The sequence below is a fragment of the Martinezella rhizogenes genome, assembly GCF_027460065.1.
GTDB classification, from domain to species: domain Bacteria; phylum Pseudomonadota; class Alphaproteobacteria; order Rhizobiales; family Rhizobiaceae; genus Agrobacterium; species Agrobacterium rhizogenes_C.
The window spans coordinates 167,816-194,148 of sequence record NZ_JAPYZZ010000006.1; the positions used below are offsets into that span (position 1 = coordinate 167,816).

The 26,333-nt window shown below is 50.0% G+C and carries 18 protein-coding genes; 10 read left to right on the forward strand and 8 right to left on the reverse strand.

Annotated elements, in window-relative coordinates:
- Positions 1 to 512 precede the first annotated feature (512 nt).
- Positions 513 to 1,538: a hypothetical protein gene (locus O8B93_RS11805; RefSeq protein ID WP_269710210.1), complete on the forward strand. Its 1,026-nt coding sequence runs from the start codon at positions 513 to 515 to the stop codon at positions 1,536 to 1,538.
- A 287-nt stretch (positions 1,539 to 1,825) separates the two neighbouring features.
- On the opposite strand, the gene O8B93_RS11810 is transcribed toward O8B93_RS11805, so the two are convergent.
- The 3 genes from O8B93_RS11810 to O8B93_RS11820 all read right to left on the reverse strand — a co-directional run bounded on the left by O8B93_RS11810 (position 1,826) and on the right by O8B93_RS11820 (position 5,653).
- Positions 1,826 to 2,395, reverse strand: coding sequence for a RolB family protein (locus tag O8B93_RS11810; protein ID WP_269710212.1), 570 nt, complete (start codon positions 2,393 to 2,395; stop codon positions 1,826 to 1,828).
- Between the two features lie 1,350 nt (positions 2,396 to 3,745).
- Positions 3,746 to 4,339 carry a RolB family protein gene (locus tag O8B93_RS11815; protein ID WP_269710214.1) on the reverse strand — a complete coding sequence of 198 codons (594 nt, stop codon included), beginning with the start codon at positions 4,337 to 4,339 and terminating at the stop codon, positions 3,746 to 3,748.
- 714 nt (positions 4,340 to 5,053) lie between these two features.
- A complete protein-coding gene (locus O8B93_RS11820; protein ID WP_269710215.1) occupies positions 5,054 to 5,653 on the reverse strand; it encodes a RolB family protein in 600 nt (199 codons plus the stop codon).
- A 1,119-nt stretch (positions 5,654 to 6,772) separates the two neighbouring features.
- On the opposite strand from O8B93_RS11820, the gene O8B93_RS11825 reads away from it, so the two are divergent.
- Positions 6,773 to 7,561, forward strand: a complete 789-nt coding sequence (locus O8B93_RS11825) for a RolB family protein (RefSeq protein WP_269710303.1) — start codon at positions 6,773 to 6,775, stop codon at positions 7,559 to 7,561.
- 453 nt (positions 7,562 to 8,014) lie between these two features.
- Here O8B93_RS11825 and O8B93_RS11830 read toward each other — a convergent pair whose 3' ends face one another.
- The 3 genes from O8B93_RS11830 to O8B93_RS11840 all read right to left on the reverse strand — a co-directional run bounded on the left by O8B93_RS11830 (position 8,015) and on the right by O8B93_RS11840 (position 13,075).
- Positions 8,015 to 8,254 (reverse strand): hypothetical protein, encoded by a 240-nt coding sequence (locus O8B93_RS11830; RefSeq protein WP_269710216.1) that lies wholly within the window; start codon positions 8,252 to 8,254, stop codon positions 8,015 to 8,017.
- Between the two features lie 823 nt (positions 8,255 to 9,077).
- A complete protein-coding gene (locus tag O8B93_RS11835) occupies positions 9,078 to 11,351 on the reverse strand; it encodes an FAD-dependent oxidoreductase (protein ID WP_269710304.1) in 2,274 nt (757 codons plus the stop codon).
- A gap of 380 nt (positions 11,352 to 11,731) precedes the next feature.
- The gene (locus O8B93_RS11840) at positions 11,732 to 13,075 is read right to left on the reverse strand and encodes a hypothetical protein (protein WP_269710217.1); all 1,344 of its coding nucleotides are present in this window, start codon (positions 13,073 to 13,075) and stop codon (positions 11,732 to 11,734) included.
- A 270-nt stretch (positions 13,076 to 13,345) separates the two neighbouring features.
- Here O8B93_RS11840 and O8B93_RS11845 point away from each other — a divergent pair, with 270 nt between their 5' ends.
- Together O8B93_RS11845 and O8B93_RS11850 are read left to right on the forward strand one after the other, a co-directional pair.
- Complete coding sequence (locus O8B93_RS11845; protein WP_269710218.1) at positions 13,346 to 14,167, forward strand: hypothetical protein; 822 nt, start codon at positions 13,346 to 13,348, stop codon at positions 14,165 to 14,167.
- A 909-nt stretch (positions 14,168 to 15,076) separates the two neighbouring features.
- Positions 15,077 to 16,153 (forward strand): hypothetical protein, encoded by a 1,077-nt coding sequence (locus O8B93_RS11850; protein WP_269710219.1) that lies wholly within the window; start codon positions 15,077 to 15,079, stop codon positions 16,151 to 16,153.
- Positions 16,154 to 16,678: 525 nt separating this feature from the next.
- On the opposite strand, the gene O8B93_RS11855 is transcribed toward O8B93_RS11850, so the two are convergent.
- Positions 16,679 to 17,353, reverse strand: a complete 675-nt coding sequence (locus O8B93_RS11855) for a hypothetical protein (protein WP_269710220.1) — start codon at positions 17,351 to 17,353, stop codon at positions 16,679 to 16,681.
- Between the two features lie 698 nt (positions 17,354 to 18,051).
- On the opposite strand from O8B93_RS11855, the gene O8B93_RS11860 reads away from it, so the two are divergent.
- Positions 18,052 to 19,140: a porin gene (locus tag O8B93_RS11860; protein WP_269710221.1), complete on the forward strand. Its 1,089-nt coding sequence runs from the start codon at positions 18,052 to 18,054 to the stop codon at positions 19,138 to 19,140.
- A gap of 381 nt (positions 19,141 to 19,521) precedes the next feature.
- On the opposite strand, the gene O8B93_RS11865 is transcribed toward O8B93_RS11860, so the two are convergent.
- Positions 19,522 to 20,100: an NUDIX hydrolase gene (locus O8B93_RS11865; protein ID WP_309568503.1), complete on the reverse strand. Its 579-nt coding sequence runs from the start codon at positions 20,098 to 20,100 to the stop codon at positions 19,522 to 19,524.
- A 669-nt stretch (positions 20,101 to 20,769) separates the two neighbouring features.
- Here O8B93_RS11865 and O8B93_RS11870 point away from each other — a divergent pair.
- The 5 genes from O8B93_RS11870 to O8B93_RS11890 are packed head-to-tail and all read left to right on the forward strand — an operon-like array spanning position 20,770 to position 26,258.
- Positions 20,770 to 21,957 carry an ABC transporter substrate-binding protein gene (locus O8B93_RS11870; protein WP_269710306.1) on the forward strand — a complete coding sequence of 396 codons (1,188 nt, stop codon included), beginning with the start codon at positions 20,770 to 20,772 and terminating at the stop codon, positions 21,955 to 21,957.
- 28 nt (positions 21,958 to 21,985) lie between these two features.
- A complete protein-coding gene (locus tag O8B93_RS11875) occupies positions 21,986 to 22,897 on the forward strand; it encodes a carbohydrate ABC transporter permease (RefSeq protein WP_269710222.1) in 912 nt (303 codons plus the stop codon).
- A complete protein-coding gene (locus O8B93_RS11880; protein WP_269710223.1) occupies positions 22,890 to 23,723 on the forward strand; it encodes a carbohydrate ABC transporter permease in 834 nt (277 codons plus the stop codon). Before O8B93_RS11875 ends, O8B93_RS11880 begins: the two co-directional genes overlap by 8 nt.
- Positions 23,724 to 23,748: 25 nt before the next feature.
- Complete coding sequence (locus O8B93_RS11885; protein WP_269710224.1) at positions 23,749 to 25,137, forward strand: phosphodiester glycosidase family protein; 1,389 nt, start codon at positions 23,749 to 23,751, stop codon at positions 25,135 to 25,137.
- Entirely contained in the window at positions 25,134 to 26,258 is a 1,125-nt protein-coding gene (locus O8B93_RS11890) for an ROK family transcriptional regulator (protein ID WP_269710225.1), read from the forward strand. The genes O8B93_RS11885 and O8B93_RS11890 overlap by 4 nt, the downstream gene beginning before the upstream one ends.
- Positions 26,259 to 26,333: the final 75 nt, after the last annotated feature.

Consider the following 26,333-nt stretch of genomic DNA (forward strand, 5'->3'; position numbering starts at 1 on the left):
CTAAGGCCTTCTACGAACATTCCAGCAGATTAACGCACGAACGAACACGCGAACAATTAAACAGATACACGTGACAAATTGATATATCCTGCCAAAGCAAGTTCCATAACGCCTGGTAGCAGATTAGGTACCACTGGATCAGGCTTAAAGAACCGTTGGATAAACGCCGATCGAAAATTCCTTGTATCTACCCAAACGGGACAATCATGCATTACGTGGCCACGATGGGATGCAAAGCTGTTTGCTCAAAAATGCCCACTAGCGAAAAGGGCCAATAGAAACGCTGTTTAGAGAATCTGCAACACGTCGCAAAAGCATGTGCTTATTGGAACATCCACTAGTGATGCACTTGTTCATGATTACCTGCCAGCGCAAATCCTATCATCAATACCCACTCCCAACACACGGTGCTGCGTCATTTTCACAAGCTTGGCCCGGTCTTTAAATACCCTCGTTGAACGGTTTCTAAGCACATAGCCATTTCAAAAAGATAGCATTTCAACACTCTCAACATGGCCTCGCAACTATCGAAGATGCATTGGTCAGAGTCCGACCTAGCGGTTCATGGTGTATTCGTCACCCCCGCTCTCGTGGATGAAGCGCTGGCTACTTACTGGGAGTCCTTCGCAAACGGCCAGGTCGGCCATAAGAAAGTTTACGTTCCGTTCGAAAGCGATGCGAATGGCTCGAGGGAAGGAGCACTGGTTGGATTCTTTGGAAAATACTCCGGCGTGAAAAATATTCACTTTTCGCCGTGCAATTCAGAAATTGGGCAACCGCCACGTCACGTGGACATCCTGCTTCGCGACAAGGCAAGCGGCCGACGGCTCATCTCTCTTGAAGGTCTACCAGTTTCAAATGGCCGGACTGGCTGGTTTGCGCTCGCATGTATGAACCTTTTGCTGCGAGGCAAACAGGACGTCGAAGTGTTCCTGTTCGGAGCGGGTCCTATCGCGGAGGCTGTCATTCTTTCCCTTGATCAAGGCGCCGCGAGTAGAATCAAGTGCGTTTCAGTCCTAAGCCGCAATGGAATTTCTAACCAAGCCATGGTAGAGAAGCTCGGATCGAAGGTTGGGTTCAGGTTGGATGCTGTCCATGATCGAAGCACATTGCCAAAAGCAAATTTTGTTATAACCGCGACGAACGCGGGAATGCCCGTCTTTGAATCCCACGAGATAGCCCGTAATGCCGTGACGTTATCTCTGGGAATAGACGATATGCCAGCCGACTACTTCGATGTCCTGTTGGAAGAAGGGGGGCTGCTTGTCGGAGATGATCTAGTTGCGATGGAAGCGCGTAACGTTGATCCTCTAAGTCTTTACTACTCCAGGCGAGGCATGAAACTGACGGAGCATGGAAGGGCTGACGGTGTTAAGAACTACGCAGAAGTGCTCTGTGACAAAACACTCATGAAGGAACTTGAGGACTGGAAAGGACCCGCCACGTTCATGCCGGTTGGTCTTGCTAGTCACGACATCGCGGTTGCTGCGAAAATTTACGAGATCCTGGCAGCCAAACTTTATGAGAAGGCGGCATAGGCTAGGTTGTATGGTCAGTTCTCCGGCAAGTCACTTAACTTGGCTCTCTCCCACGGTGTCATCTCTCAACCTGCGACAGTTTGCAACAACTATGTACTTCTATCCATTATCGTACGAATCAATAAAATAAATATTTCTTTTCGCGCCTTTAAAGTTTGATTTTTATATATGCTGCTGAATAAATTCGTCAAATTATTTGAAATGCGAACGAAACAAACCAACGTTTTTTATTAAATAACCCAGGAAATACAACATTATGTCAAAATACATTACATTTATGCAGATCATTACACAAATACATTCTTTCCAGCACATACAATCTCTTCACATTTAAAAAACATATGACTCTGATCCTGTGGTTGACGCTGCCGGGTAAAGACATCGAAGGGGCCGCACTCGCCGTCCACTGTCCGCACAGATATCTCGCCGGCTTTCTTGAAACTGCTGCTGAACGGGAGCGCCACAAAGTAGCCAGGAGGCTCACCAGAACGGAAGGTAGCACCCCCATCAACAATGGAGTTGAGTTTCTCAAACGCCTCAGCGCTTGCCACGCCTGCAAGGTATGGCGGCAGCGAGGTCACTTTTGCGGCTGAATTGCTACTGTTGAAAGGGAGGCAGCGATGCTTTACACACCAGTCTGCTGTTGCTCGATCCAAATACATGTAAAGAAGCTTGTCGACCGTCACGGTCTGATCGAGGTCCACCACTGGGTAACCGTGGCTTTTCCAGATTTCGAGATCGTCGCGGTAGTCTAGTAGTGCCGCCTCAAGCTCAGCTTTCACATCCGGACCTAAGACTGTAATGAGGGAAATGGCTTGCAATTGACGCTCCAACTCATCTTCCAACTCATCTTCCATGCTTATACTTTAGCAGGATTAGTGTTTTGTGCCTCAATCTCTAAATTCTCTTTTGATCATTTTAGAGCACAGCTGCAACCTATTTAAACACCTGACCTCCTCTTTATTGATTTCTGGAAACTTTTTCGAGATGCGAAATAAATAAATAAAGAACTAAGCTCAATTGAGATTATCCGAATCTGCCAACTTGCATGTATTGCGAAGAGAATCTCACATATAGCATAACAATCGAAGCAGCCCCACTTTCGATATTGGTGGTAGTCAATGGTGGGCCCGCAGATCAACCAATCAGGAAAGCATATAGTGAGCGGTGAATTCGATACGCTAGAAAACAGGAACCCTTCCACTAGCAATCGAGTGGCATCCGCGTCAGCCTCGTGCTTGAGCCGAATTCGATGCTTTGTAGATATTGTTGATTATCTAGTGGATTCTAACTTTTAAAAAGCTGGCCTTCAGCCACTTTGTTCGATGTCCACTAAGCTTCCTTTTGAATATTAAATGCTCTTCAATCAAGAGCACTGAAAATCGACACGCTATAAAGCCAGGTTTTATGAATTTGGAATGCGTGTGCAGCAATGGCGAACCGACGGGCCGTTGTGCGGGTCACCGATGGCCGGGAGGGCATCCTCATCGTTCTCAAGATCTCAGTGACTCCCTTTAAACAAGGCGTCCTGGCCGTCTGCCGACGGGCAAATTTGCGCTTCCATTTCACGGGCCTGCAAACGGTCGTTTATCCTTGTCCTGAAATCGCCCCAATGGCTATGCTCGATGAAAGTTACAGCAAGGAGCCCACCCATTACAAACACCCGCTTCTCCGGCAAAGTCCTCATGCTCCTTTGCTCAACGCAACTTTGTTTTGAACACCTGACAACTTTGCTTCGACCACCGGCAAGTCACTCCCTTGGCTACAACCTGCGTGCTCTCTCGACTTCTGTCATGTTATCTCTAAGTGTACCGGGCTACCGGGTATCGAATAAACTTTGTATCACGCGCGCAGCGTTATTATAATGTTGTTATCTTTCAGTGTTATTATCGAATGTCGATTTAATCACCAATAAATTTATAAAAATGTTGCCATAACAAAAACATGTAACCGTTACTATTATTGACCGCATCGGAATGCCATCATGAACAATAATCGCCTATAAGCGGCAGAGACGCAACAACATTCATTACACGAATATTTCAACACCTAAACAGAGCTACAGTAAGACTTAATGCCAACTTTTTTATTCTAACACAAATGACTTGGCCGCCACATAGGAGCCACAACGAAACAAGCACGATATAAGTTCAGTAACATAGTGCAAAATATAAATCGAACCCCCCGCCGGATCGTCGGCGCACCGTTTATTCCAGCAGCACCTTGCCAATTGCCAGTATTGCGTCATAAGCCAAAGGCCCTCCCAGTTCCCTGCTATAAATCTTGCAAAGTCCTTTGCCACCACTTCGTGTCTCGATTTGGCAGCTTTGATAGTCGAAATTTTCATTTGGGATGATTGCCACAAAATAATCCATCGCTCCTTGTCCCTGGTACGCTCCTCCCGAAACGGAGTTATGGATTTCCCTTAATGCAGCCATGGATACATTTGTCTGATATGGAGGAATGGCGCAGGCTAGCAATTCCCCATCCGACTGTGCCATGTATTGGAGTTGCCTGGTCTCCTTGCAGGCTTTCGCCTGGGCCAGGGAGGTAAAGATGAAGGACAACGGAAACGTAAACCCAGCCGGATGCAGCTCCATTTCCATCTCATTGACATTGGCTGCCTCTACATGAGTGCTATGCTCAGTTGCAGATGGTATATAGTACTTTAACGTCTCTGTTCGCGCGGACTTATAGGCCTCCACCACATTCATAAGCTGAGCCTTCAATCGAGTGGGCTCCTTGATCCAACGAAAATCATCGACATGAAACCGTCGAGAGCTACCGGAAGAAAGAGACATTCGAATGCCACTTTAGGTTTGTTTAGCTTGGCAAAAATGCATCGGAGGGGAAGGTATTTAAAGGTGGGTGGTCACCAGTGTCAGCAACCCAAATTATCTGGGCATGGTCCTTTTCTCCGGTGATTACTCCAAGGCCACGTTGTTTGATAACGTTTTCTATTTGCTACAGAAATCATTCAACAATCATGAAAATGACACTTTGTCCAACAGTCGCTATGGTGTTCAAATAATCCAGATTAAAAGTCTTCGTTCTGACTTTCGGTTTCCTTATGTTGAATTCATGCTATAGCGGTTTTTTAAAGTAGGCTAATTTCTTTGTCGTTACTGATCAGTTTTCAAGGAGGACGACTTTGCATGGATTATGAAAAAATGTGGGGACTTCTTTTGAGACATTGATTGCTATTTTTGCCAAACTAATCGTCTATTACGGCGTGTGGGCCAGCTTCGGTCGTATATTGCGGCTATGTGAAGGATTTTCCTTAAGACGAAAGCAATTAAAAACATAAACCGAGAATGTCATAGCTAAATGTCAAAACAGGCAGGTTTCATTTCAAGCAAACAAATACATTCAGTGGAAAAACGAAAATCGCATCTAGGGCGACGGTTACACCAAACCAAGATACATGATGTTATTACATTTATTTTTTACTGGGAAACCACGTAAAGACCTTGAAACCCACCGGGCTTCGGCACCGTCACACCTGCCTGTTGCCATCAGTTCATTCCAAATTTGCACTCCCCATGCCTCACCAATGCACGAGGTTCCAGCCTAAGCTGGTCGGCAGCATAGAGGTCGAAGGTCAGAGGCTCTCCGTTTGTCGAAGTTAGCTCCATCTGCTCATCCAGCTTGGCGACATGCCCCGGCAAAGCAAGGGCGGCGAAGTAGGAGCTCCGGACAGGATCCTCGTATGCGAAGCCATCTGATGCCTCCCTAAGGCCTCGAGACACTTCGCTGAAGCTTACATCCTTCTGGTACGGCGGAAGATTGGTGAGGAACGCGCCGCCCTTCCAATTGTAGGGCAAGTGCCGTCCATGGAAGCACTGCATCATCGTCGTGCAGTCGACGTAGAGGTACAGTATCCCGGGGCTTTGGGGACCACCCTCTTGTTCAATATCCATCGGCTGGTTCTCACCCGGCTCGGTCAAGCGACTCCGTTCATATGAGGCGCTCTGAATGTGTTTCTTTAGCTCATCGCTCGACGTTACATCCTTGACCCTGAGATTGGAAAAGAGAGCAGAAAGGTCAACTTCAGCCATGTTAGCAAAGAAGGAAACAGTAGTGGCTGTCCCCAGAACTGAAAGCTCCCTTACCATTTATAGGTGTTATTTGCTGTATATGGGTTGGACATTGAGTTAGGTATAGATGCAAAATTAATATTAATAAATGATGGGACTGGCGATGTTCCACGTTTCACATCTTATTAAAAAAATATAAACCGTCACGTGTCGTGCTTTAACTGACTTTATCTGACAGGGTTTGGATGCTTGCAAAAGCGTGGGTGGGTATAGGTTCTATTTTTGTCCAATAATGTGGCGCATCGTAAATAGCATCTTTCTTTTTCCTTTAATAATGGCCGCACCCGCCTACCTTTATTTATGCTGCGGATCGCCTTTACTTTTTTCAAACCGGACCCACGTTAGGCCTGTCGGCACCGAAGCCACACAGGTGTCGCTTTTCCATGGGACCTTCATTTAAAGCACTTAACTAACCACCATCATTCTTCTGGCTAAGTGATACCGGCCTTATTTGATTTTTGGGCTCTAAATCGATTGATGGGCTTCATATCTAAAACTTTTATTAGGATGGCATCCATAGCAAACCCATAATGGACTAATTTAACCCCACGTAAGCAATATTAAATTGTATAGGTCTCAAATGTATTTCTTGTTAACTTTTATACCAAATTTGCATTTTAATGTTATATGTATTTGGAGTTATACAAATATTTACTGATCTTTATCTTCTTATATATTACCGGAACAAAGCACATCTAGAAAAACGGGTCAATTAATATTTGCAGCAATAATTGACATTTCCATCATAAAAAAAGGCATCGTGGCCGTGGCAATTAAATACGTTTGCCAATGCAGCTTTTCACGAAACCCAATAGCCGGCCAACTTTAAGCTCTTACCCCACCCCTCCCCATTATGGGCACCTTTCAGACATTCTTTCGCTAAAGCCAAGCAAAAAAGACAGAAAAAACAAGCGCACTACCACTATACCCATGAATGATCAAGCAGACACTGGTTTTCGCTTGATCCAGGTTTTAAGGCCCCATGTCTTAAGCACCAATTTTGATGCAATGGCGATTGTTACCATATTGCATCTGGCTTTCCCGACCAGAGACTGTGGCTGATTGGTGCCACTTGCCGGCGGCGTACTTTAAATGGCCCTAGAGCTTGCCGCACAACTTTCTCCAACTCACATCACAATGGCTCCTCGAGTGCTATTCCTTTCGCGCTTTCAACCACGAGATCTAACAAAAGCTTGGAGCCAGATTAACTTGTTCGAGGAAATCCAATATGCTTTTATCACCTATAGCCAAGTCTATAGCAAAACCCTCATGGATTTCCAGAATAGGTGGGCTCAAGGTGTGCTTGAGCTAGAGGAAAACCCTCCAGCGGTGGTTATACTTAAACAACTGGCCCAGCTTCTAAAGAACAAAGTATGTTATCATCCTCCTATGCTTGTGGATCACCCGGATCTGGCGAGAGAAAGGGACCAACATGTATTTGTCTACCTTTCTCGCGAGAAGATGCAGAAAGTGCTGAAGGAAAAATCCATTATATTTGGATCGGAGGCCGTGCTGGCGACAACGATTCAACCCTATCGTAGCGAGCTCGCCGTCCAGGAAATGGTCCGTGCTCACAACCTTGCTTGGCCGCACCGCCCCATGGAAGAACCTGATCTGGAATGCTTCATCGCCATTTTCGCAAGTACCTTGTTCATTCACTTGCTGGAGTTAAAAGTGACAAACCTTTATGGGAGGGATGTAGCCTGCACCTTCTTTGTGCGGCTAGGCACTGGATACCGCTCCTATGACGTTGTTGCTTGCGGCACCACACAGTTCAGCAAAAATGGCCGTCTGATACCACGTTCGCCGGCACCGTCACCGGAGCCAGACCTAACCCTGCGACTCTCAGGGCAGAACCAGAAAGGCGAAGAGGGCGTAATGAAGCCTGCTATAGTCACCCTGAAGAAAGAAGCCCAAGCGGCTTGAGCTTCGCTGCGGGCCACCTTTATCTATGAGTTTGTCAGTGTTTCCATGTATTCCTTGCGTGCCTGTGATCTCCTTGGGAGTTGTATCGTACGCCGTAATGTGTTTTACCTGTTTCTTGTAATAACTATTTTCACAATGTTAATTCTGTTGCTGCTTTTTTAGAAACATTACATATCAATAAGTGCCTCAATATACCGTCAATACATTCGAAAACGTAACTGCTAATACATTCATGACTTTACGATTATCACAAAGTTACATATTACAAACCATATTTTTCAGACATTACGAACCGCTCTAGAGAGACGTTAAAGTACTATATAGAAAAATAAAAAACAATCGCAGCGTGGCTCGCAACTTATTATAACAACGAGAAAATAATCGATATCATCTCCGGCACGGAGACTAATCGAATATAGTGAGCTCACGTGCGTATTAACCCCGTAGGTTTGTTTAGAACTGCGTATTAACCCCATAGGTCTGAATTTTCAGGCCACGAGCCCGGGAAGTCATCGCCAGGGGAGCGACGCTCAGCTCAACAAAGTCAGCAACGTGGTCAGGGGGGACATCTGGGGACACTTGCTTGACTTCCTTCTTCTTGGCCTTCCTCTTCTTGGCTATTGGCCGCCAAACTAGGTCAGAGACGACGAGCGAAGCCTCTCCAAAGGTCCGGGCCATGTCGCCAACATTCATTCCGGCTAACTCCATTCTGGAAAAGAAGGTGCTGTCAGAAAAAACACTACGCTTGCAAACGAAATAATGGAGGAAGGATACTTACAGTATTGAAGCATTACAGCATGATCTAAGGAATTTTTTGTTTTGATGAATGGATCTATATAGGCCTTTTTCTTGTGGTTGCCTGAAAGCTAAGGAAAAGTGACGGTAGGCCCAGCGCCGAAAGGTGTGGGCTCTGTGGAATCTACAAGCATTTTTTCGTTGAGCTGTTGACGGTGCCCCGTTGATTGCGGCTTTCCCTTCAAGCTGTTTAATTGACAACATCAACTCCCTGTAAAATTCAAAATTGAACAGGAGCCGATAGTGACACTTTATCTTCTCCATTAATATATGTAGGAGCGGCTAGTGGACCAAAGAATAAATAAAGTGGCAAAGGCAAGTGGGGCTGCTACCCGTGACGAGCGCAATGACCTCATTATGTTAGTGGGGAATATTTCGAGTTGCGTGGTCAATTAATGCTCTTATGAAGTGACCCACTTTTGCTGTCAAGAAAGCACGTGGCAGACAAGGAAATCACAAAAACATTTTTCGGAATATGTGAACCCTTTACTACCGTTCAATCACCTAGAAGATACGAATCAAGGATTATTTGGAATTCCAATTAATATCAGACTTAAAATGTAATTATATTATATTTTGATAAGCATGCATAGTGTAATACACAATGAACGGGACATAACTCATTTATTGATAGGAACACCGAATTAAGATGCTGCTGCAGCTTCATGCCTACGGGGTTAATACGCTACAATACATTCAATATAACTTAATCGGGAAGGTTTTATTTTTTATTCCAGTCCACCGGCTGGAGTGAAGTGAGCGTCCCGCCGGTGCTGCGGATGACGGCGCAAGCCGCTTTGATGCCCGCCTTCACTTCCTCCTCGATCGAGGCTCCGGTGACACAGTCGTCACCGTGAATCAGATAAACTCCTCCCCCCTCCCCTATGGGAAAATTACTCCCCGGCAGATCTTGGATGCACTGATCTTTGTCCAGCGAATTTTCCCTCCATAAAGCTCCCTTAAATCCATCCGTTAGGTGGCCATCGAAGACATATCGTTCATAGTCTTCGTTGACTGGAACCAGGTGACACGCCACTTCAGGAAAGGCACCAGCAAGCCCCCTGACTAATTCCAAGCACAGCCTCTTCTTGTCATCGCATCCGCTCCGGCGGGATAAATAGTCGTCCAATGCATAGTGAAGAACGACAAGGCCCTCTTCCGACGGCGATTTGATGTCAATACAACACAGCTCACGGACAAGCCCATCCGTCCAGATCACAGCTGGGATATTGGCCTCAACCCAGAATTTTTGCTTCGTGACCATGAACAGTGCTGCGTTGACAGCAGCAGACGGTTTTCCGGCGGCGCGTTCGGCATCGTTGCTGGCACACGCCCCATCGCCATCCGAACTGATATTGACTGCGGCGGCCCCAGCACGCCTGCCGATGATGACACGGTCAAAAACATGCGAATGATCTTCCATGCATACCTTCAATCTCCCACCCTCCTCGGCTATTCCACGCACGGAATCAAAATAGAGTCGTGCATTTTTCTGAAATAGTTCAATGCGCATCAGAGCCTGCAAAAGATGAACCCCTCCAATCGAAATTTGCCGGCCCTCCTCATACCCATTGGTTATCCAGTCCAGGATCTTTGAAAATGGTAGATTGTAACAGGAAGAAATTCGGACGCACCCCAATCTCATTATCCCGAAGGCCTCGAAATCAACAGGTCTTTGCCACGCCGCGCCACCGGGACCGGCAACACCACAGCTGAAGATCTCAATCAGAACGGCATGGAAAGTGAGACTTCCAAACTCTTGGAGCCAAGCCCGCCGTGCTTTCGAGGCTTCATCATAACGCCGACCTTTCAACATGAAAAAGATATCCATCGGAGCGATCAGCCTCCTGCCGTTCCGTTCACACCCTTGGTATAGTAGGTTCTCCCACCCTGCACATACCCTCTGCAATACCACCGGTGGAGCTTGTCCAGCCGGCCATTCATAGCGTTTTTGTCGGAAACAGAGTGCTGCGTAATCGCTGCCCGCACAAGGAAAACGAAGACTGGACGGAATTCTAAACTTATCCAGATAATATGACAGGCAAAGTTGGTTGGCGGAGAAGGGCATGACACCGAACGACGTCAAGGCCTGGTGAGCGTCGCCGTTTGGCATCGGCGATACCCCCAAACTCCGAACCTCATCAATCGTGTCGAAGAGGGTGATTTCTCTGACGCCAGCGTTAAGTAGTTCTGTGGCAGCAACAAGGCCGGACAGCCCACCCCCTACGATGGCAACACTAGGTGGTGGCGCGCCTTCCGGATAATGCCCCACACCATCATGGGCATCGCGCTCATGGAGGAAAACCTGATAGTCGTACCGCAGGTCGAAGCAGGAAAGGGGCTCATTGTAGTTCGCTGGCTGGTCCAATGCATTATGGAAGAGCACTGACCCTGTGGCGACTATGTCGTAACGGCTGAAGGACTCAGCAGGACGACGAAAGAAGCGGCAGGTTATTTTTAAGCCATTTCGCCCATGCACATCACATGTGCCCTCCTCAACAAATAGGCTGCTGAGTTGGATGGCGATGAAGCATTGTACGTCTGCGATGTTCGTGTAACTGCCTGGGCAAAAACTGTTGTGGGCTCGAGACATTTCCTGCAATGAGAGGTCACTCACGTAGGGCGGGGTCATGCAAGCCAGTACGGCATCTCCAGGCTGAGCGATGCATTGGTTCGCGACCAAGTGGCACAACCGGCGGTACGACGTATAAATGAAGACCTGGGTGCGACGAGGTCTCAGCACTTCTAGGGTGCCTGTTCGGGGACCATGAAAACAAGGTTCAATCTGGAACACCAGCGCCACGTCTTCAATGGCTTCTGCAAATCCTTGGTCGAACACCCAATCCGTCCAGTTTTGCTGATATTTTAACAGTTGATCGCAAAACTGATCATAACGGACAAAGGCCTGAGAAATTACTCGTTGCAATTTGGCTGCACTGAGTAGACTGGTAATGGCAAACAGAGGGAAACGGGGGCGGTTATATGGAAGATCCATCACGTGGGTGTGGAGGAGCACCAGAGAGAATAAGGGATTTATCTTGCGTTATAGTGGCGTGCCTTATCAATGTAAATCTGGATAGAATATATATATGAAATGAAAAAATATCTACCGCTATATCCTTTTTATGTTGATGTATACTTAAATTGCGACATGTCATTGAAACTCAATAAAGCTGCCCCCAAGACAAAGTCAACAATTAAAAAGATGAACCAAAATTCAAAAAGGTCATAAAATTAGGACCTGAATTCATCGCTTTTCACTATGCCAAACAGATTTTAAAAGAAATTTTGCATTACAAAGACAACACACATATCAAACAAATTTTAAGTTTGCAGTATACCGCTTCTTTTTCATATCCTGTTTATTATATTTTATCAGATAAAACCAAACACGTCTTTGATGCTCGCAATTTCATTATCATCGCTTCCACCGTCTTCTAGGAATTTGGCATAACGTTCGAGCATTTCAGCAGCAGCATCGAGGATCAAAACACCAATTTGGTTAAACGCTTCACAAGGATGCGGCTCACGGAAGCGGATATATTGGCTGCAGAAGCTAGCTCGAAACGGATCGCGAGGATCCACCATCGTGGGAGCATCTAAAAGATCTAGAACATATTGCTTCACGGCCCGAGGCTCGACAAGTTCAAATATATCAACATTGGGAGCAAAATCGGTGAGAGCAAGCCCCTTCTCTCTCGCGGAATAAGCGCACATAGCATGATCGCAGAAGAGAACAAAAACCTGGCTCAACGGCAGAGATGAGAGATTCGAGCAATTGAAAAATGTATGGAGTGCCGCTGCGCCAATATGGAGGCAGGAGCCTGGGCCGGTGTGTAGACCAAAACTCGTAACATGCCCGTTGCCATAGGCTTGCTCGCCAAGCCGGTGCAGAACCTCGAGCCGACGATGAGACTCTACTCCTACTTCCAATCGAAGAACCTTGTCACACGCGTAAACAATAGTCCCAGGCTTGTTTGCGGCGATACCAAATACAGTGCTTCCCAACAGTGCAATGTCGCGGTCAACGGGACCAAGATGGGTCAAATCGGTGACCGCCAGTTTGGTATTCGCCGGCACGGGAGCGAATAGACGCTCGAATTTTGATTCAGGCAAGCGCGGCCCGGGAATGCCAATTTGGTGCTTCTTCCAGTGATCTCTGAGCTCTTCCGACACGACCGAGTCGTCGCCCTTCATGAAGTTGAAGCTCTCAATCATACGGCAGCCAAGGGTGTCCGCGGCACCGTGATATTGTAGAGTAAAATGCATGGAGACCGGGTTGCCCCCGGAATTCATTCTAGGCTGAACAAAGAGATATACGACCGCACCGTCGTTGACCGCTCCTTTAACCTCTGCTTCAATCTTCTGGCGAAGAGCGTAACTCATCCCCTCAGTCGTCGCCATCATGGCGTTGGTGATATCTGGATGACAGACGGCTGATTGATACCCGATTCCAAGATCACGAAGTGGCTTCTCGGTAGCTGCCATGGCGAGGCGCCGATTGACGGCAGGCATACGCCTGATGACCTCACCGAGGCCCCTCACCCTTTCAGGCTCCATTGCAGCAACGACATTACAGATGCCGCAAAGGCTCCTTCCGATTGCGACCTCAATCACCTCGGGAGGGTCGTTGACCGCCTTGAGCGCAGCAAGTTCTTGCTTCCAGTTGCCCTTAGGGAAGGCGACCGCGGCAGCGCACGTTGCATCGCTGGCTGGCATGATTGCAAGACGCAGAAAGGCACGATTTTGGATAATGAGAGGTGAATAGTTTGTGCCTCAATATGAAGTCAACGGATATGCAGGTCAACTTTGCCTTAGTTGTGCCTTCACGCAAACATCTGTCAGCGTGGCCCATGCTGATAGTTGCCAGCCAGCTCATCTCAACCGACAGCCCATTTCACTGTCCAAAAAGTCAACTCATCCTTATTTCACACTACCTTGCATTTAAGGCTTCATTGGACAGCCTGCTACCCTCAAATGCCCTTGGACATGTCTCTTACTGATCTCATTCACGACATCGAGGAACGGGTTCAACGTCAACTTGCGGATCCCGCTCTCAGAGCTCTGCTCGCCTTCGACGGCGATGGCACCACATTCAAACAAGATCGGAGCCGTCAGTGCTGGGAAATTAATCCTGCCATCGATATCATTGAGACTTTGACCAAGATTGCCGACAAGGGGCACTACCTATTGCTCACATCCGCTCGTCACTGCGACGAAATTGCGGGCTCGCCCTTTAAAGCAATTCCGGGTATTGGCTTTCAAGGGAATGACGGGACGGTCACAATCTTCGAGGGTAAACGTCTTGAACCAGTTCTTCCACCCAATTGGGACGCTGTTCACACGGTTATGGAGAGCAAGCTCGGCAACACTCCAGGAATCCGCAGCATTCCAATGGAGCATTTCTACGGCTGTCAGATGTGGGACTCCCATCCGTGCTACCAATCAGCCGGAGATCTCCTTTCATCGCTTCTCCCGCGCATAGTAGACCCTTCCGGACGTGCTTTCCGTGCAATCGCAGTATCGGAGGGTCATTGTCTTATGCCCAACGAAACGCCCGGCAAGCGCGAAGGCTACTTCGCTTATGTCAAGCAACTCGCTCACAAGATCGGTTTTCATATTGCGTGCGGCAACGGTGAAAACGATAGGGATCTTTTGACCGCTGTTGGCAACAAGGAAAATGGCATCGCGTTCTGGGTGGGCACGCCCGACACCAAGCCCGCTGGGCCCAACGTCTTCGTTATTCCCAATGAGGATGCTCTCTCTAATATTCTCGGCGAACTCGGTGTGCTGTTTCCGGATCTGGGCTAGGAGTGACTGGGGGCACGCATCTGATTACCTGCATAATCATCTCGGAAGCCATCTGAGCCAACATTATTCTCATTTGCATAGTTTATTGCATCAAAGTTAGTTTCCTGCGTCATCCATTCCGACGAATAATTCACCAGTAATAAAATAATATTTTTGTCAACTTCAGCGTGCCAGTTATTGCATTTAATTTAGAAATGTAGAAACATTTATTGTATCTCTGCTCGTCTCCAAATCTACAATATTCGTAGAATATGTTGTATATCATGTTTTATATTATAATATATATAACGATATTCATAATACATATATTTCTATAGATAACGTTTTTAGATAATATCCGAATGTCTATTTATATTAATACCACGGCAGTTATATTCTAGTCACCTAACGGAAAATATATTAACTAAGAATTGATATATAGTCTTTACGCGCAGGAACGCGCGTGTGGGCAATATAATCCTGTATATTATATAAATTTATACCATGATCACTCAATTGAGGTGCCGAATCAAAAGCAGGCGATCAGTAGCTTTCACAAATAAATAAGCAGCATAAAGTCAGCATCATATACGCTGCACTAAAATACTATCTTCATATTTCTTGGAGATTTAACCCATGCGGCTACATCCACCTCGCTGATTTATCAAATCGACCGAAGCATTAGAATACTATGCTGCCAGCTATATCCTGCGTCACCCATGTGGTACTGCGATAAATCAGCCAAATTTAAAATGCAAATATTATGCCACCATGGGACAGCTGGCAATGGAACCTTTGGCATATTCATCTTCAATCGATACCTCTGTCTGATTGTCAACGCCGATCACAATGATGAGCGGATCTACAGCAAGGCAGCCCTCAAGAAACCTCGATCATCCCAGCCTGATCGCGGACGTCTTGGCCGACGGCATGATCCGCTATCGTTTCTTCCGCTCGGCCGGCTGGCATGAGGTTGATGCACAGGAAACTCTCGTCCATCAGGTGTTGGCGAAAATGAGAGATAAGGGCTGCTATAGCGTCATTAAGGTCGAACGTGCCCAAACAAAGGCTGTTGGGCCGGAGACAGGGGTTGCCTCGGCTCTTGAGATCGTTGACGGCGAACGAGGTCCATTCATTGCGGTTAACGGCGGGTTCTTTATTCACTACCCGAGACTATACCTAGATATCGAGCATGGAGGTCTACTGCCAGATAGCCGTCTATATCAGTCTGTCGGGGATACAACCCTCAGCCAGAACTACGTGTCAGTGCCTCCGGCATACAAACACGAGCTTCTCTTCCGCAAGATGAGCGATGGCAGCGGCTTCACGGCGGGTCCCTCACTGCGCGACCCCTTAGCTGTTGCAACTCCCACTTTTACGCAGATCAACACCATTCTGGGCAGATTCAGTCACTTTGCACACGATCGCTCGGGACGAAAAATTCCCAGTCCGCTGTGGGAAAGTTTCGTCAACTGGGACAAGCAGTACGACGACTTGCTCCGACGAAAAGGAACGACCGTGACCGTTGAAAACGAGAAGGAAAGCCTCGCTGAAGCCGGTAAGTTTGAATTCTATAAGGCCGACGGATCTGTTCGATACGCGGCAAGTGCGCCCGATAACAAATATATTAGATCTTATTGGGCTCGCGTCCCTGGTAACTTGGCCCACGTCATGGAGCCGAACGAGCGCTCCGGCGTCTCGCAGCATAATGATACATGGCTTTTCCACGCGTATACCTGCGATCGGGATGACGGCTTGACTATGAATGAATTCCGCACGTTGATTCAAGCTGGCGCCGTCTTCCTGGGGCTTACGCTCGATAAGATTTCGACCCAGCAGGCGTGGGCTAATGATGGAGGGCCGTCCATCTTCCAGCTTTTTGTCGCGGAAGATGGTACCATGACGTATCTCGCCCAGGGCGGTCAAAGTGAACAAAACACCAATGCTGTGATTAATTCGCCAAGGAAGCGGCAGGTTCCTAATGCGATCGTGGCGAGGTCTCTATAGATTCAATTATGCATGGGCTGAACTGTTACAGCAGACATGGGCGAACGATGGATGGATGTATTGCTTGTAGCGCTCATTGGCAAATTGACTTTTATTACAAATAAAATTCCTGTAATCGCAAACTTTTTGATATTAAATCATTGAGTTATACAGAATTCTAATGTTATTTTATAGAAAAATTGAAATTTAAAGCAATGCGCAATGCGTTTAGATTTTTATCGGCCATAATAAACATCAGAATCGCATACAACTTTCCATATCTCGTTTCGCTCCGGTAGGCTTCTGAGAAGAGCCAATAATGCGGTGAAAGATAAGATGCGGCGGACAACGTCTCCCTACGCGGACATACAATAACGCGCAAGAGATTCCAATATTTCCTGGTAGCGATAATCACATCTTGCAAATTCCTAGTCATCCAAGCAAGTTTACATCACGATATATCCTGCCAGCCAGCCAGCCAGCCAGCCAGCAAGCAAGCGCCGCGTGCATCCCAGTTGGATAGAAGACGATATTCGCATTTCGGCATCAATCAGCGTGCCGAGGTGATCCCTCATATGAGACCTCGCCATCGCGTCTCAGCGTTAGCCCCCATTCGGCGATCTCCAGAGCCGCATCGATCTGTCCCCTCTCCTTCAAAAGGCGCGCGAGCTGGAGGACTTCGTCAGCCGAGCGGAACCGTTTGCAGGCATATTTATGCGCATCCGCAATCCGTTCGAGCCGGACCAGCATCATCGCATGGTCGCCATGGCACCCCGCGGCACTGGCGAGATTGAGGAATTCTTCCGTACTTCCTCTTATCTCAAGAACCCGCAATCGTGCCTCCGTCAGCCGTTTCGTCGTCCAATCGCTGTTGCCGGAGAGTGGCCAAGAGCGGCCCTGTCCAGCAAGAACCTCCTTAAGACCGAACTCGTCCCAACCCTGGTCGAGGGCGTCGATTGCGACCTGCAGATATTGATCGAGACCATATTCATCGAGCATGCCTTGCCATACGTCGAGCCGAACCATCAGATCGTCGCGCTCTTCCGGGAGGAGGTCGCTCATCAAAACTGCCTCAGCAATCCTCTGGCCGAGCACGGGAAAGAACTCATGCAGCGTCTCGTCCCAATCGGCCTGTTCATGCCATACCGGCACGAGCGTCTCGGTCACCGGCTCGAGGACATTCAACGCATTGCGTCCGTCTCCGGCGTCGAGAAAGGGCATTGCCTTGTCGATCAGCGCTTCAAAAGCCTCTCTTCGTAAGGGCGACTGTCGTGATCCAGATCGCAGTTCACCATGAAGCCATCAAAATTGCGAAAAAATCTCCACCCCTCCTCGGTATCTGGATCACACGCGTGGGGAATTTGATCTGGACAGGTGAGCGCCAACCTATGTTGGTGCATTTGAACGATAGGCTCTACACATCAAGAGACGCTGTCCGCGTCCTGATCCGTTTTCCCGAGTGATGAGCCGGACGTCTGCGACTGCTCTCAGGCCGGTCATCTTTTCTCGAAAATTCATGTCCATGTTTTCCTCAATTGTTTATCGCGCTTGCCGCTAACAACAGCATCTGGCTCCGTTCGCTAGCAGTTCGATCCAGACTCCGACGCCCGTTCATCCTCCATTACTAAATCTGCGCGCGAGGTGCACATAGTAAGTATTACTTCTTATATTTCACAATATACTGTTGCATATTTGCATTATATAAATTTAATATGTTGCAACTCCGCACCGGATTTGCTCTGACGATGCAATACATGTAACTTCCGGCCGATTTGAACCAATATATACTTATGAAGTTGCACTTAATATTTGATGGGGCTACCGATTTTTGCGAAGTCTTCATTGCTTGAATTTGAGATCAAGTAATTGTTTTTGACGTGTCGGCAAACCATGCCAACGCTACCTTTAAGGGGGTATTCGTGAAAATCAGACATTTGCTCTTGTCGTCAGCTGCTTTGCTCGCGGCAGCTTCCGTCACACATGCCGCAGACGCAGTCGTTGCTGCCCAGCCGGAACCACTAGAATATGTTCGCATTTGCGATGCGTATGGTGCTGGCTATTTTTACATCCCCGGCACCGAAACCTGCCTTAAGATCGGCGGTTATGTCCGATCTGAAGGCTTCTGGTACAATGGCTATAATCCGACCGCCACTCTCGGCACCAAGTGGCACACCCGCGCGCACCTTCAGGTCGACACGGCTAGCGATACTGAATACGGTCCGCTGAAGACCGAAACCATTCTTCGTTGGGACTGGAACGACGGCGGCACAACCAGTACAAACCTGCTGTGGTCCTACATCAGCCTCGGTGGCTTCACCGTCGGCAAGAAGGACTCAGCCTACAACCTTTACACCGGCTATGCCGGCGACGTCATCAACGACGACGTGATCTATGACGGTCCGTACGAACTCAACCAAATCACCTACAACTACGACGCCGGCAACGGCTTCACGGCCGTCGTCTCGCTCGAAGACAGCAACTCCGGTTCGGATTCATCTTCCTTCGGCGGCGCTTGGGTTAAAGCAAAAGCTGACCACTACGCTCCGAACGTCGTTGCCGGTGCTGGCTATAAGGCTGGCGCATGGCAGTTCCGCGTTGTCGGCGGTTACGACTCTATTGTCGAAGAAGGCGCCGTCAAGGCTCGCATCGACGCTGACTTTGGTGTCTTTTCGGCCTTCTTAATGGGTGGTTACAACACCGATGGCAAGAAGCTGAACCAGTATGCCGGCTCGAACCTGGACGCATCTGCCTGCCCAACCGGTCGTGGCGATCTATGCGGCTGGGGCGATTGGGCTGTCTGGGGCGGCGTGGGCGTTCCGATCAACAACAAGCTGAAATTTAACCTCCAACTCGCCTACACCGACTCCAAGATCTTTGCCGCAACCACGAACGTCAAGTGGTATCCGGTTAAGGATCTACTCATCGAGCCAGCCGTCTCCTACACCAGCTGGGACTCGGTCAAGCAAGATCAGTGGGCTGGCATCCTCCGCTTCCAGCGTAGCTTCTAATCTTGAAATAATCCGGCCCCACCGGGTAAGAGAAGCCTGATATTCCAGTTCCTCAGGCTTCTTTCATTGATCGGCTGATCTCCGGTCAAAGGCGGAAAGGCTCGGTTTTCCACCGGGCCTTTCTTTATTGCCATGGAAATGCAACGTCGACAGATGAGCAATCAATCAGTGACGGACTGCACCAAACTTGCGTTGCGGTCCTCGGAGTTGCCTTGAATTGCAGGGCGGTCAAAAGAACCACAACAGTTTCGCCGGCATCTCAATGAAGGCGCGTCAACAGTCACTTGTGACAAGTGAGGAAATTCGCAACCATATGAGTTGACCGGTGGAAACATGCCACATCAGTGGAGCGCCGGCGCGCCTGGTTTGTTTCTGCCCTGACTACCATTCAAGTTTCGCGCTAACAAATTCGATCGCGAAGTCGCGGACATTGGCGATCAACAGCTTCAAATCTGGCTCTTCGACGGCGGCGGCGGCGGCGGCAGGGGAGAACCAGCGCAACTCCCGTTCATCCTTTTCCGGAAAAACGCGGTCAAGTTCGAGGACGCTCAGCAGATGGACCTGGACGATCAGCAATTTGCTGATTTCGTCGTCGAGCCTCTTCCTGTAGGTATAATAGCCATAAGGCTTTTTCCTCACAAACCCCCGCACGCCGGCCTCCTCCCAGGCCTCAAGCCTTGCCACCTCATGAGGCCGCTTCTTCGGCATGCTCCAGCCTTTTGGAATGATCCAGCGTCGGGTGTCGCGGCTTGTAATCAGGAGCACTTGAATCGGTTCGTCGTCACCCGCCACATGTCTGAAGCAAAGAGCCGCTATTTGTTTCTCCGGCAATGGCGATCGACGATCGGTCTTGTCACTCATGATCTTGCTAGCCATCACGACGCGCAACATAGCACTGTGGCTCGACAACGCTTCACTGAACGAGAAGACTTTCGATGTGGCGGCGATCGTATGGACCATTTCGTCATACCGCCGCGCACCTTCAGAGAGCGTAACTCGTTCACGATCGAAGTAGTCCCAGAGGACCAAGACGCAAACGGCTCATTCGATCCAGCTCTGTACTTTTGCGCAACCCCACGAGCAACTTTCCTGTCGGCGGCGATGCTTTTACCCAGCCTCGTGCGGGAGGAGAGCGCATTCTTTGGAGAGACCATTACATATCCGCGTCCGCGTCCGGGCGCACGAGGTATCGATTGCTTCACGGTGACCTTCTCCAGAGTTGACAATTAATTTCCTCAATGGAAATTAATTGTCAACTCTCACAGCTTCATTGCAATCGTGTGACGACCACTCGCTGATGCGCTGACGCCGATTGGTTCGCGCGATCTCGGGGAGCGACAATACTTGTAACTGGCAGTTCCTTCTCCTCCTATAGCGGTAGGTGGGGGTTTCGCACGCTTCTTGACCGGTATCGGCGCGGCCGGAGATCAAGATTCGGTTTCGAGAACATCGAGCGGCTCAACGTCACACGGGTGTAACGAACATATGAGATTGACTCCAATTAATTTCCATGGTGGAAATTAATAACGAGCGTGAGGCTGTTTCATGACAAGATCAATCTTTCTTGCCTTAGGGCTTACACTGGCGAGCGCCTACGCAGCTTCCGCTGCGGACATCAAATTGCGATATATGAACTGGGACCCTGTCCAGCTCGAACGGGAAAAGCCGGTGATTGCCGCCTTCGAAGCCGCGCATCCGGGTGTGAAGGTCGAGACTTTAGGAATGCCGCCGCAAGACTATTGGCCGCGGCTTTCCGCGCTCGCAGCGTCGGGCGACCTGCCTGACGTGATGATGATGTCCTCCGGATATATTCAGCAATGGGCTGACGCCGGCAATCTTGCCGATCTGACGTCGCTGTCAAAGGATATCGATTTCAGCGCCTACACCAAGAGTGCCGTCGATACCGCCCGCATCAACAATGGCCTTTACGCCATTCCGCTCAGCTGGTCCGGCCCGGTGCTGTTCTATAACAAGGATGCATTCGATGCGGCAGGACTTTCCTACCCTTCAAGCGATTGGACCTGGGACAAATTCCTTGCCGCAGCCAAGAAGCTCACGGTGAAAAAAAACGCTGACGGTGCTCCAAGTCAATGGGGTTATTCTGTCTTTGGTCGCTACGCTGAAGTCGACGGATGGGTCTATCGCAACGGTGGCCGCTATCTGAACTCCGATTCCACAGCGCTTGAACCGAACCCTGCGGCAATCCATGCTTTGAAGTATCTCACCGACCTCGTGGTGAAGGAAAAAGTTGCGCCGACACCAAAGGATATGCAGGGCGTACGCTACCAGGACATCTTTCCTCTGGGCATGTCTGCGATGTGGATTGACGGCTCTTGGAATATCAACGGTGTCCGCACTGTTGTTGGCAACAAGTTCAAATGGGGTATCGCAGAGGTTCCAAAGGGGCCAGACGCTACGCCCGAGACGGTGCGCGCCTATGCATGGCCGGATATGCTTTCCGTCAGCATGACATCGAAGCAGAAGGAGCTAGCACTCGCCTTTATCCGCCAGATGACCGAAGCCCGTAGCCCGAATGATTTCCTCGGCGGCACCGTCCCAGCCTACAAGCCAATCGCAGCCCGCCAGGAATGGCTCGAACGCGACAAGCAACCAGACAACAAGGACGTCATCCTGAAGATAGGTGAGCAGCAGCTCTATACAGGATTCTCGAAAAACTGGGATGCATGGCGTGGCTATGGCGCTTCTGGATCCGCTGGAATGAACGGCGAACTCGACGAAGTCTTCAACGGTCGCAAATCGCTCGACGAGGCAGTCAAAAGCTTCGTGGCTTATGCCAACGACATTTTAAACCGCTGATCAATTTGAAACGTCGGAAGGAGGAGGCATGGCCCTCTTCCTTTCGGCGGAAGGAACCCTCATGTCCTCGCGCGCGCGCTCGATACCTTGGCTTGCCCTCTTGTTCTTGTCGCCCACGTTGGTGGGGCTTGCGGTGTTTCGGATCGTACCCATCGTGTGGGCCTTTGCCCTGTCATTCACCCGCTGGCAGATCTTCGACAAGCCGCGCTGGGTGGGGTTCGACAATTACTTGCATATTCTAACTTCTCCTTCAGCTGCGAAGGTTTTCCTGAATACAGCATGGTTTGCCGCAATCTATGTCCCGGGTTCCATCGTGCTGGCACTCGTTCTTGCAGTGCTTCTCAACAATGGCTTGAGGATCTCGGCCTTTTTCCGAGGCGCATTCTTCCTCCCCTACATTACGGCCACCGTCGCGGTGGCTCTGGTCTGGAAATGGATCTTCTCGACCAAATTTGGCATTCTCAACAATCTGCTTGCCTGGTTCGGCGTGTCGGAGCCACCTGCCTGGCTCGCCGACCCGATGTGGTCGCTTCCCGCCGTTGCGATCGTGGCGATCTGGAAAGATAGCGGCTTTTTCATGCTGATGTTGCTTGCAGGCCTCCAAACGATTGATCCTATCATCTACGAGGCGGCACGCATCGACGGCGCGGGGCGGTTGCGCCAGTTTTTCGAGATTACGGTGCCTCTCCTTTCACGCAGCCTGTTTTTCGTACTGATCCTCGCCGTCATACGCTCGACCCAGACGTTCGAACTTACCTATTCCCTAACCGGCGGCGGCCCGAACGGCGCATCGACCACACTTGCATTCTTCATTTACGAGAATGCATTCGTCCATTTCCAGATGGGCTACGCCTCAGCGCTCGCCTATCTTCTTTGCTTTGCAGTCGGCTTAGTGACGCTCATCAATTTCTATGTCCGTAAGAGGTGGGTCCATGAATAGAAAGCTGACGCTCATCGCCCTTTATTGCGTCCTGTCGATCTACGCTCTGGTGACCCTCTCGCCCTTCATCTGGATGCTGATCACCTCGTTCAAGGAACCCGCCGATCTCTTCAGACTGCCCCCGAGCCTGGTGCCGACGCTACTCTTCACCAAGACACCGCTTGCAAATTATGCATCAGTCCTGACAGAGCTCGACTTCGCCAGATTTTTCATGAACTCGGTGATCGTTTCCGGCTCGGCCGCAATTGGTCAGGTAATCACCTGCGCGCTGGCAGGCTATGCTTTCGCCAAACTCCCCTTTGCCGGCCGCAACATTCTCTTCGCCGTTGTGCTCGGAACGGCATTTGTGCCTAACGAAGTGACGATCATCCCAGAATACTTGCTCATGCGGCAGCTTGGGTGGATCAATACCTTCTTGCCCCTGATCGTGCCATCCTTCCTCGTCGGCTCTTTCGGCACTTTCATGCTGCGAGAATATTTTTCGGCCCTTCCGAACGAGTATGCTGAAGCAGCTCGAATGGATGGGGCGTCGGACTTCCGCATCTTCAAAGACATCTACCTACCCTTATCTGTCCCCGCGCTGATTTCCGTCTTTGTGGTGGCGTTCATTAACAACTGGGACGAACTGCTTCGCCCGATTCTCTATCTCAATTCTCCAGAACTCTACACCGTGCCGCGAGGTCTCATGAGCCTTGTGAGCGAGTACGATGCGCAATGGACGTTGTTCATGGCCGGATCGGTTATTTCAATCGTTCCCCTCGTTCTCATCTACATCCTTGGCCAACGTTACGTGATCCAGGGCTTCGTCGGCGGTGGCCTGAAATAACTCCAGCATCGAAAGATCATACGAAATGCCAGCTATTCTCAAGGAGACGGTCACGCTCTCCTCCGGTATCGAGGCGAACATCGCCATAGTCCACGTCGAACACTTTCGCGTCCAGCCATTCAACGAGAGGCCTCCGTCCGATCTGGTCCTTCGAACCGAAGTCGCTCTTGCCACGGCCCGACTCGATGCCGAAATCTACCCGGTCGCCCATCCTGCGATGAGAAGCGACGTTACATCGTCGATCGATTTTGGTGAAACTCGGATCGAGCTTTGGGGCGATCGGGCGGTCGCCATTGCCGACCGTTACGCGCATGTCGGATTGACAGCCGAACAGCTCTGGCGGGATCGGCGCGGAGCCACCCCCTCGCCTTTCCCCGCTCCGCTTGCCCATACTGATCTCATGCGTCTTTGGAGTGCCTCGCTCGAAAAAGACGAGATCTTCACCAATGCCAATTACTTTCTATTCGAACCTAGCGAGTTCGATACGCCCTTCGAGGCATACGGTGATCCTATCGGTATGGTCGTCACCGGCGGCGTCATCCTCTATCCACCGCAGGTTCCCCGGACCTGCTTAGTCTCGGACGGGGAAAGATCCACTCTTAAGAACCTGTCCTTCAACGATATAGCAATAAGCCTTCCTGGCGCAATCGAGGTACCGAGTCACAGCATGGGCGAATTCCATGGGGCCGCGACGCGGCCCATCGCGCTGGCACGGTATTTCGGCTCGATGGATGGACTGACACCGGAAGGAAAAGACGTGGTTGAGATCGCCGTCGTCGGCCGGCACGCGGTCGCGCTCGGCAGAGGCGGACGGATGCCAATTCCGAGAACGGGTTGCGTCATCCGCTTTCCGCAGGAACCTGACGCGTCGATGGTCCATGCCCTAAAACAAGGCGAGCCTATCACCTATTCATTTCTCGACGGCGTGGTGCTCGAAGGAGTACAAGCCGGACCGCGCCTCGTTAGCGGCGGTGCATTCTCGCCCGATGATACGATCTTCCATTGTGAGGGCGTCTTCGTAGAAGGAGCTGCCGGCGATCTTTTCCAGTCCTCGCCCGATAACTGGAAGGCAGACTGGCATGAGACGCGTGCCGCCCGATTGGGCGCCGGCATTGATGCTCGGGGACAGCTCTTCCTGGTCGCTGTGGAAGGCCAATCTTCCTACTCCAAGGGCGGTGGACCATTGCGCGGCGCCACATTGTTCGATATCGCTGAGCTACTGCATCGCTACGGGGCGGTCGAAGGCATGCATCTCGATGGAGGCGGATCCACTCAGCTTTTTCGCCCGTTCGGTGGTTCAATCCTTCGACCCGGCAATTTCTGCAGGGGCTTCGAAGATGTTGAAGCAGACTATGATCGCCCCCTGCCGTTGGGATTGCGGCTGAAGCTTCGGAGGGTAGATCAGGACACGTGAGATTTCATGACGATTTGAACGAACTGCAACGCCAAACTCTTGAGACGATCATTGCTGGCGAGACACCGAGCCGCTTCGAGCTATCAAATCTCTTCGGCGTTTCCCCTCAGACGATGACAAGGGCGGTGAAGGGCCTCGTTGAGAACGGCATTCTCGACGAACAGCCGGAAACGACAGGAACGCGAGGGCAGCCCTCGCGGCGGCTGGTCTTCAGAACCGGCAGCCTGCTGGTCATCGGCTTGGTTCTCGCAAATCACCGGCTTATCGTTACCGTCGAGGACTTGGCGGGCAATCGGTTGCTGAAGGATGAATTGGCAGGAGACTTCAGCGATCCACAGTCGACGCTCGACAAGGCGGCGGATCTTATCACGAAAGCCGTTCAGACGTTCGACGGAATACAGAGAATCGTAGGGCTCGGTATCGCCGCCCAGGGATTTTTCATAGAGAAAGGGCGTCGGGTAGTCTCTTTCGCCAACCTCAAGGGGTGGTCGGAAATTGATTTGAAAGCCTATTTCGGCGACAAGTTCAATGTTCCCGTAACAATCCAGAACGATGCGAAGGCGATCGCAGTGGGCACGATTCGGGAGGGACTTGCCAGACGCCATAAATACTACTTCTGTTTTTACCTTGGAAGTGGCGTCGGAGGGGCGCTCGTCCACGACGGCCAGCTCTATGAAGGCGCGTTTTCCAACGCCGGGGAAATTGGCTATTTCGTTCCCCGAAACGAACACCGACCGACCGTTCCTAATTTTCTTCGAGTGGCCAATATCAAAGCCGTCGATGAATGGAAGGATGACATGAAGCAGGATCAAAGAATCCTGGACTGGTGTCGCACAGCGGGTGAGTCGCTATCGGCTGCGGCGCAGGTTGCAGTCAGAAGCTATGATGTTGAATCTATTTTCATATGCTCTTATATGCCGCGCTCTGCTCTCCAAGCAATCTGCGACGCTGTTCGCGTCGAGCCAATCGGTAGCGATCTTCTAAGCTCCGTCGATGCGGCTCAGCTTCCGCAGCGGCCATCGATTATTCCGCTCAACGACACATCGCTGAACAAGGGAGCCTGTGCACTGGCCGCTTATCATTTCCTGCGCTTTTCCTCACTAGGCGGAAGTGGAGGGTGAAGAGGCTCGTCCGGTGCCATTCGATCATGCTGTTTATCGATCAATTGATCGTACGTCAGTTAACAACGTGACCCG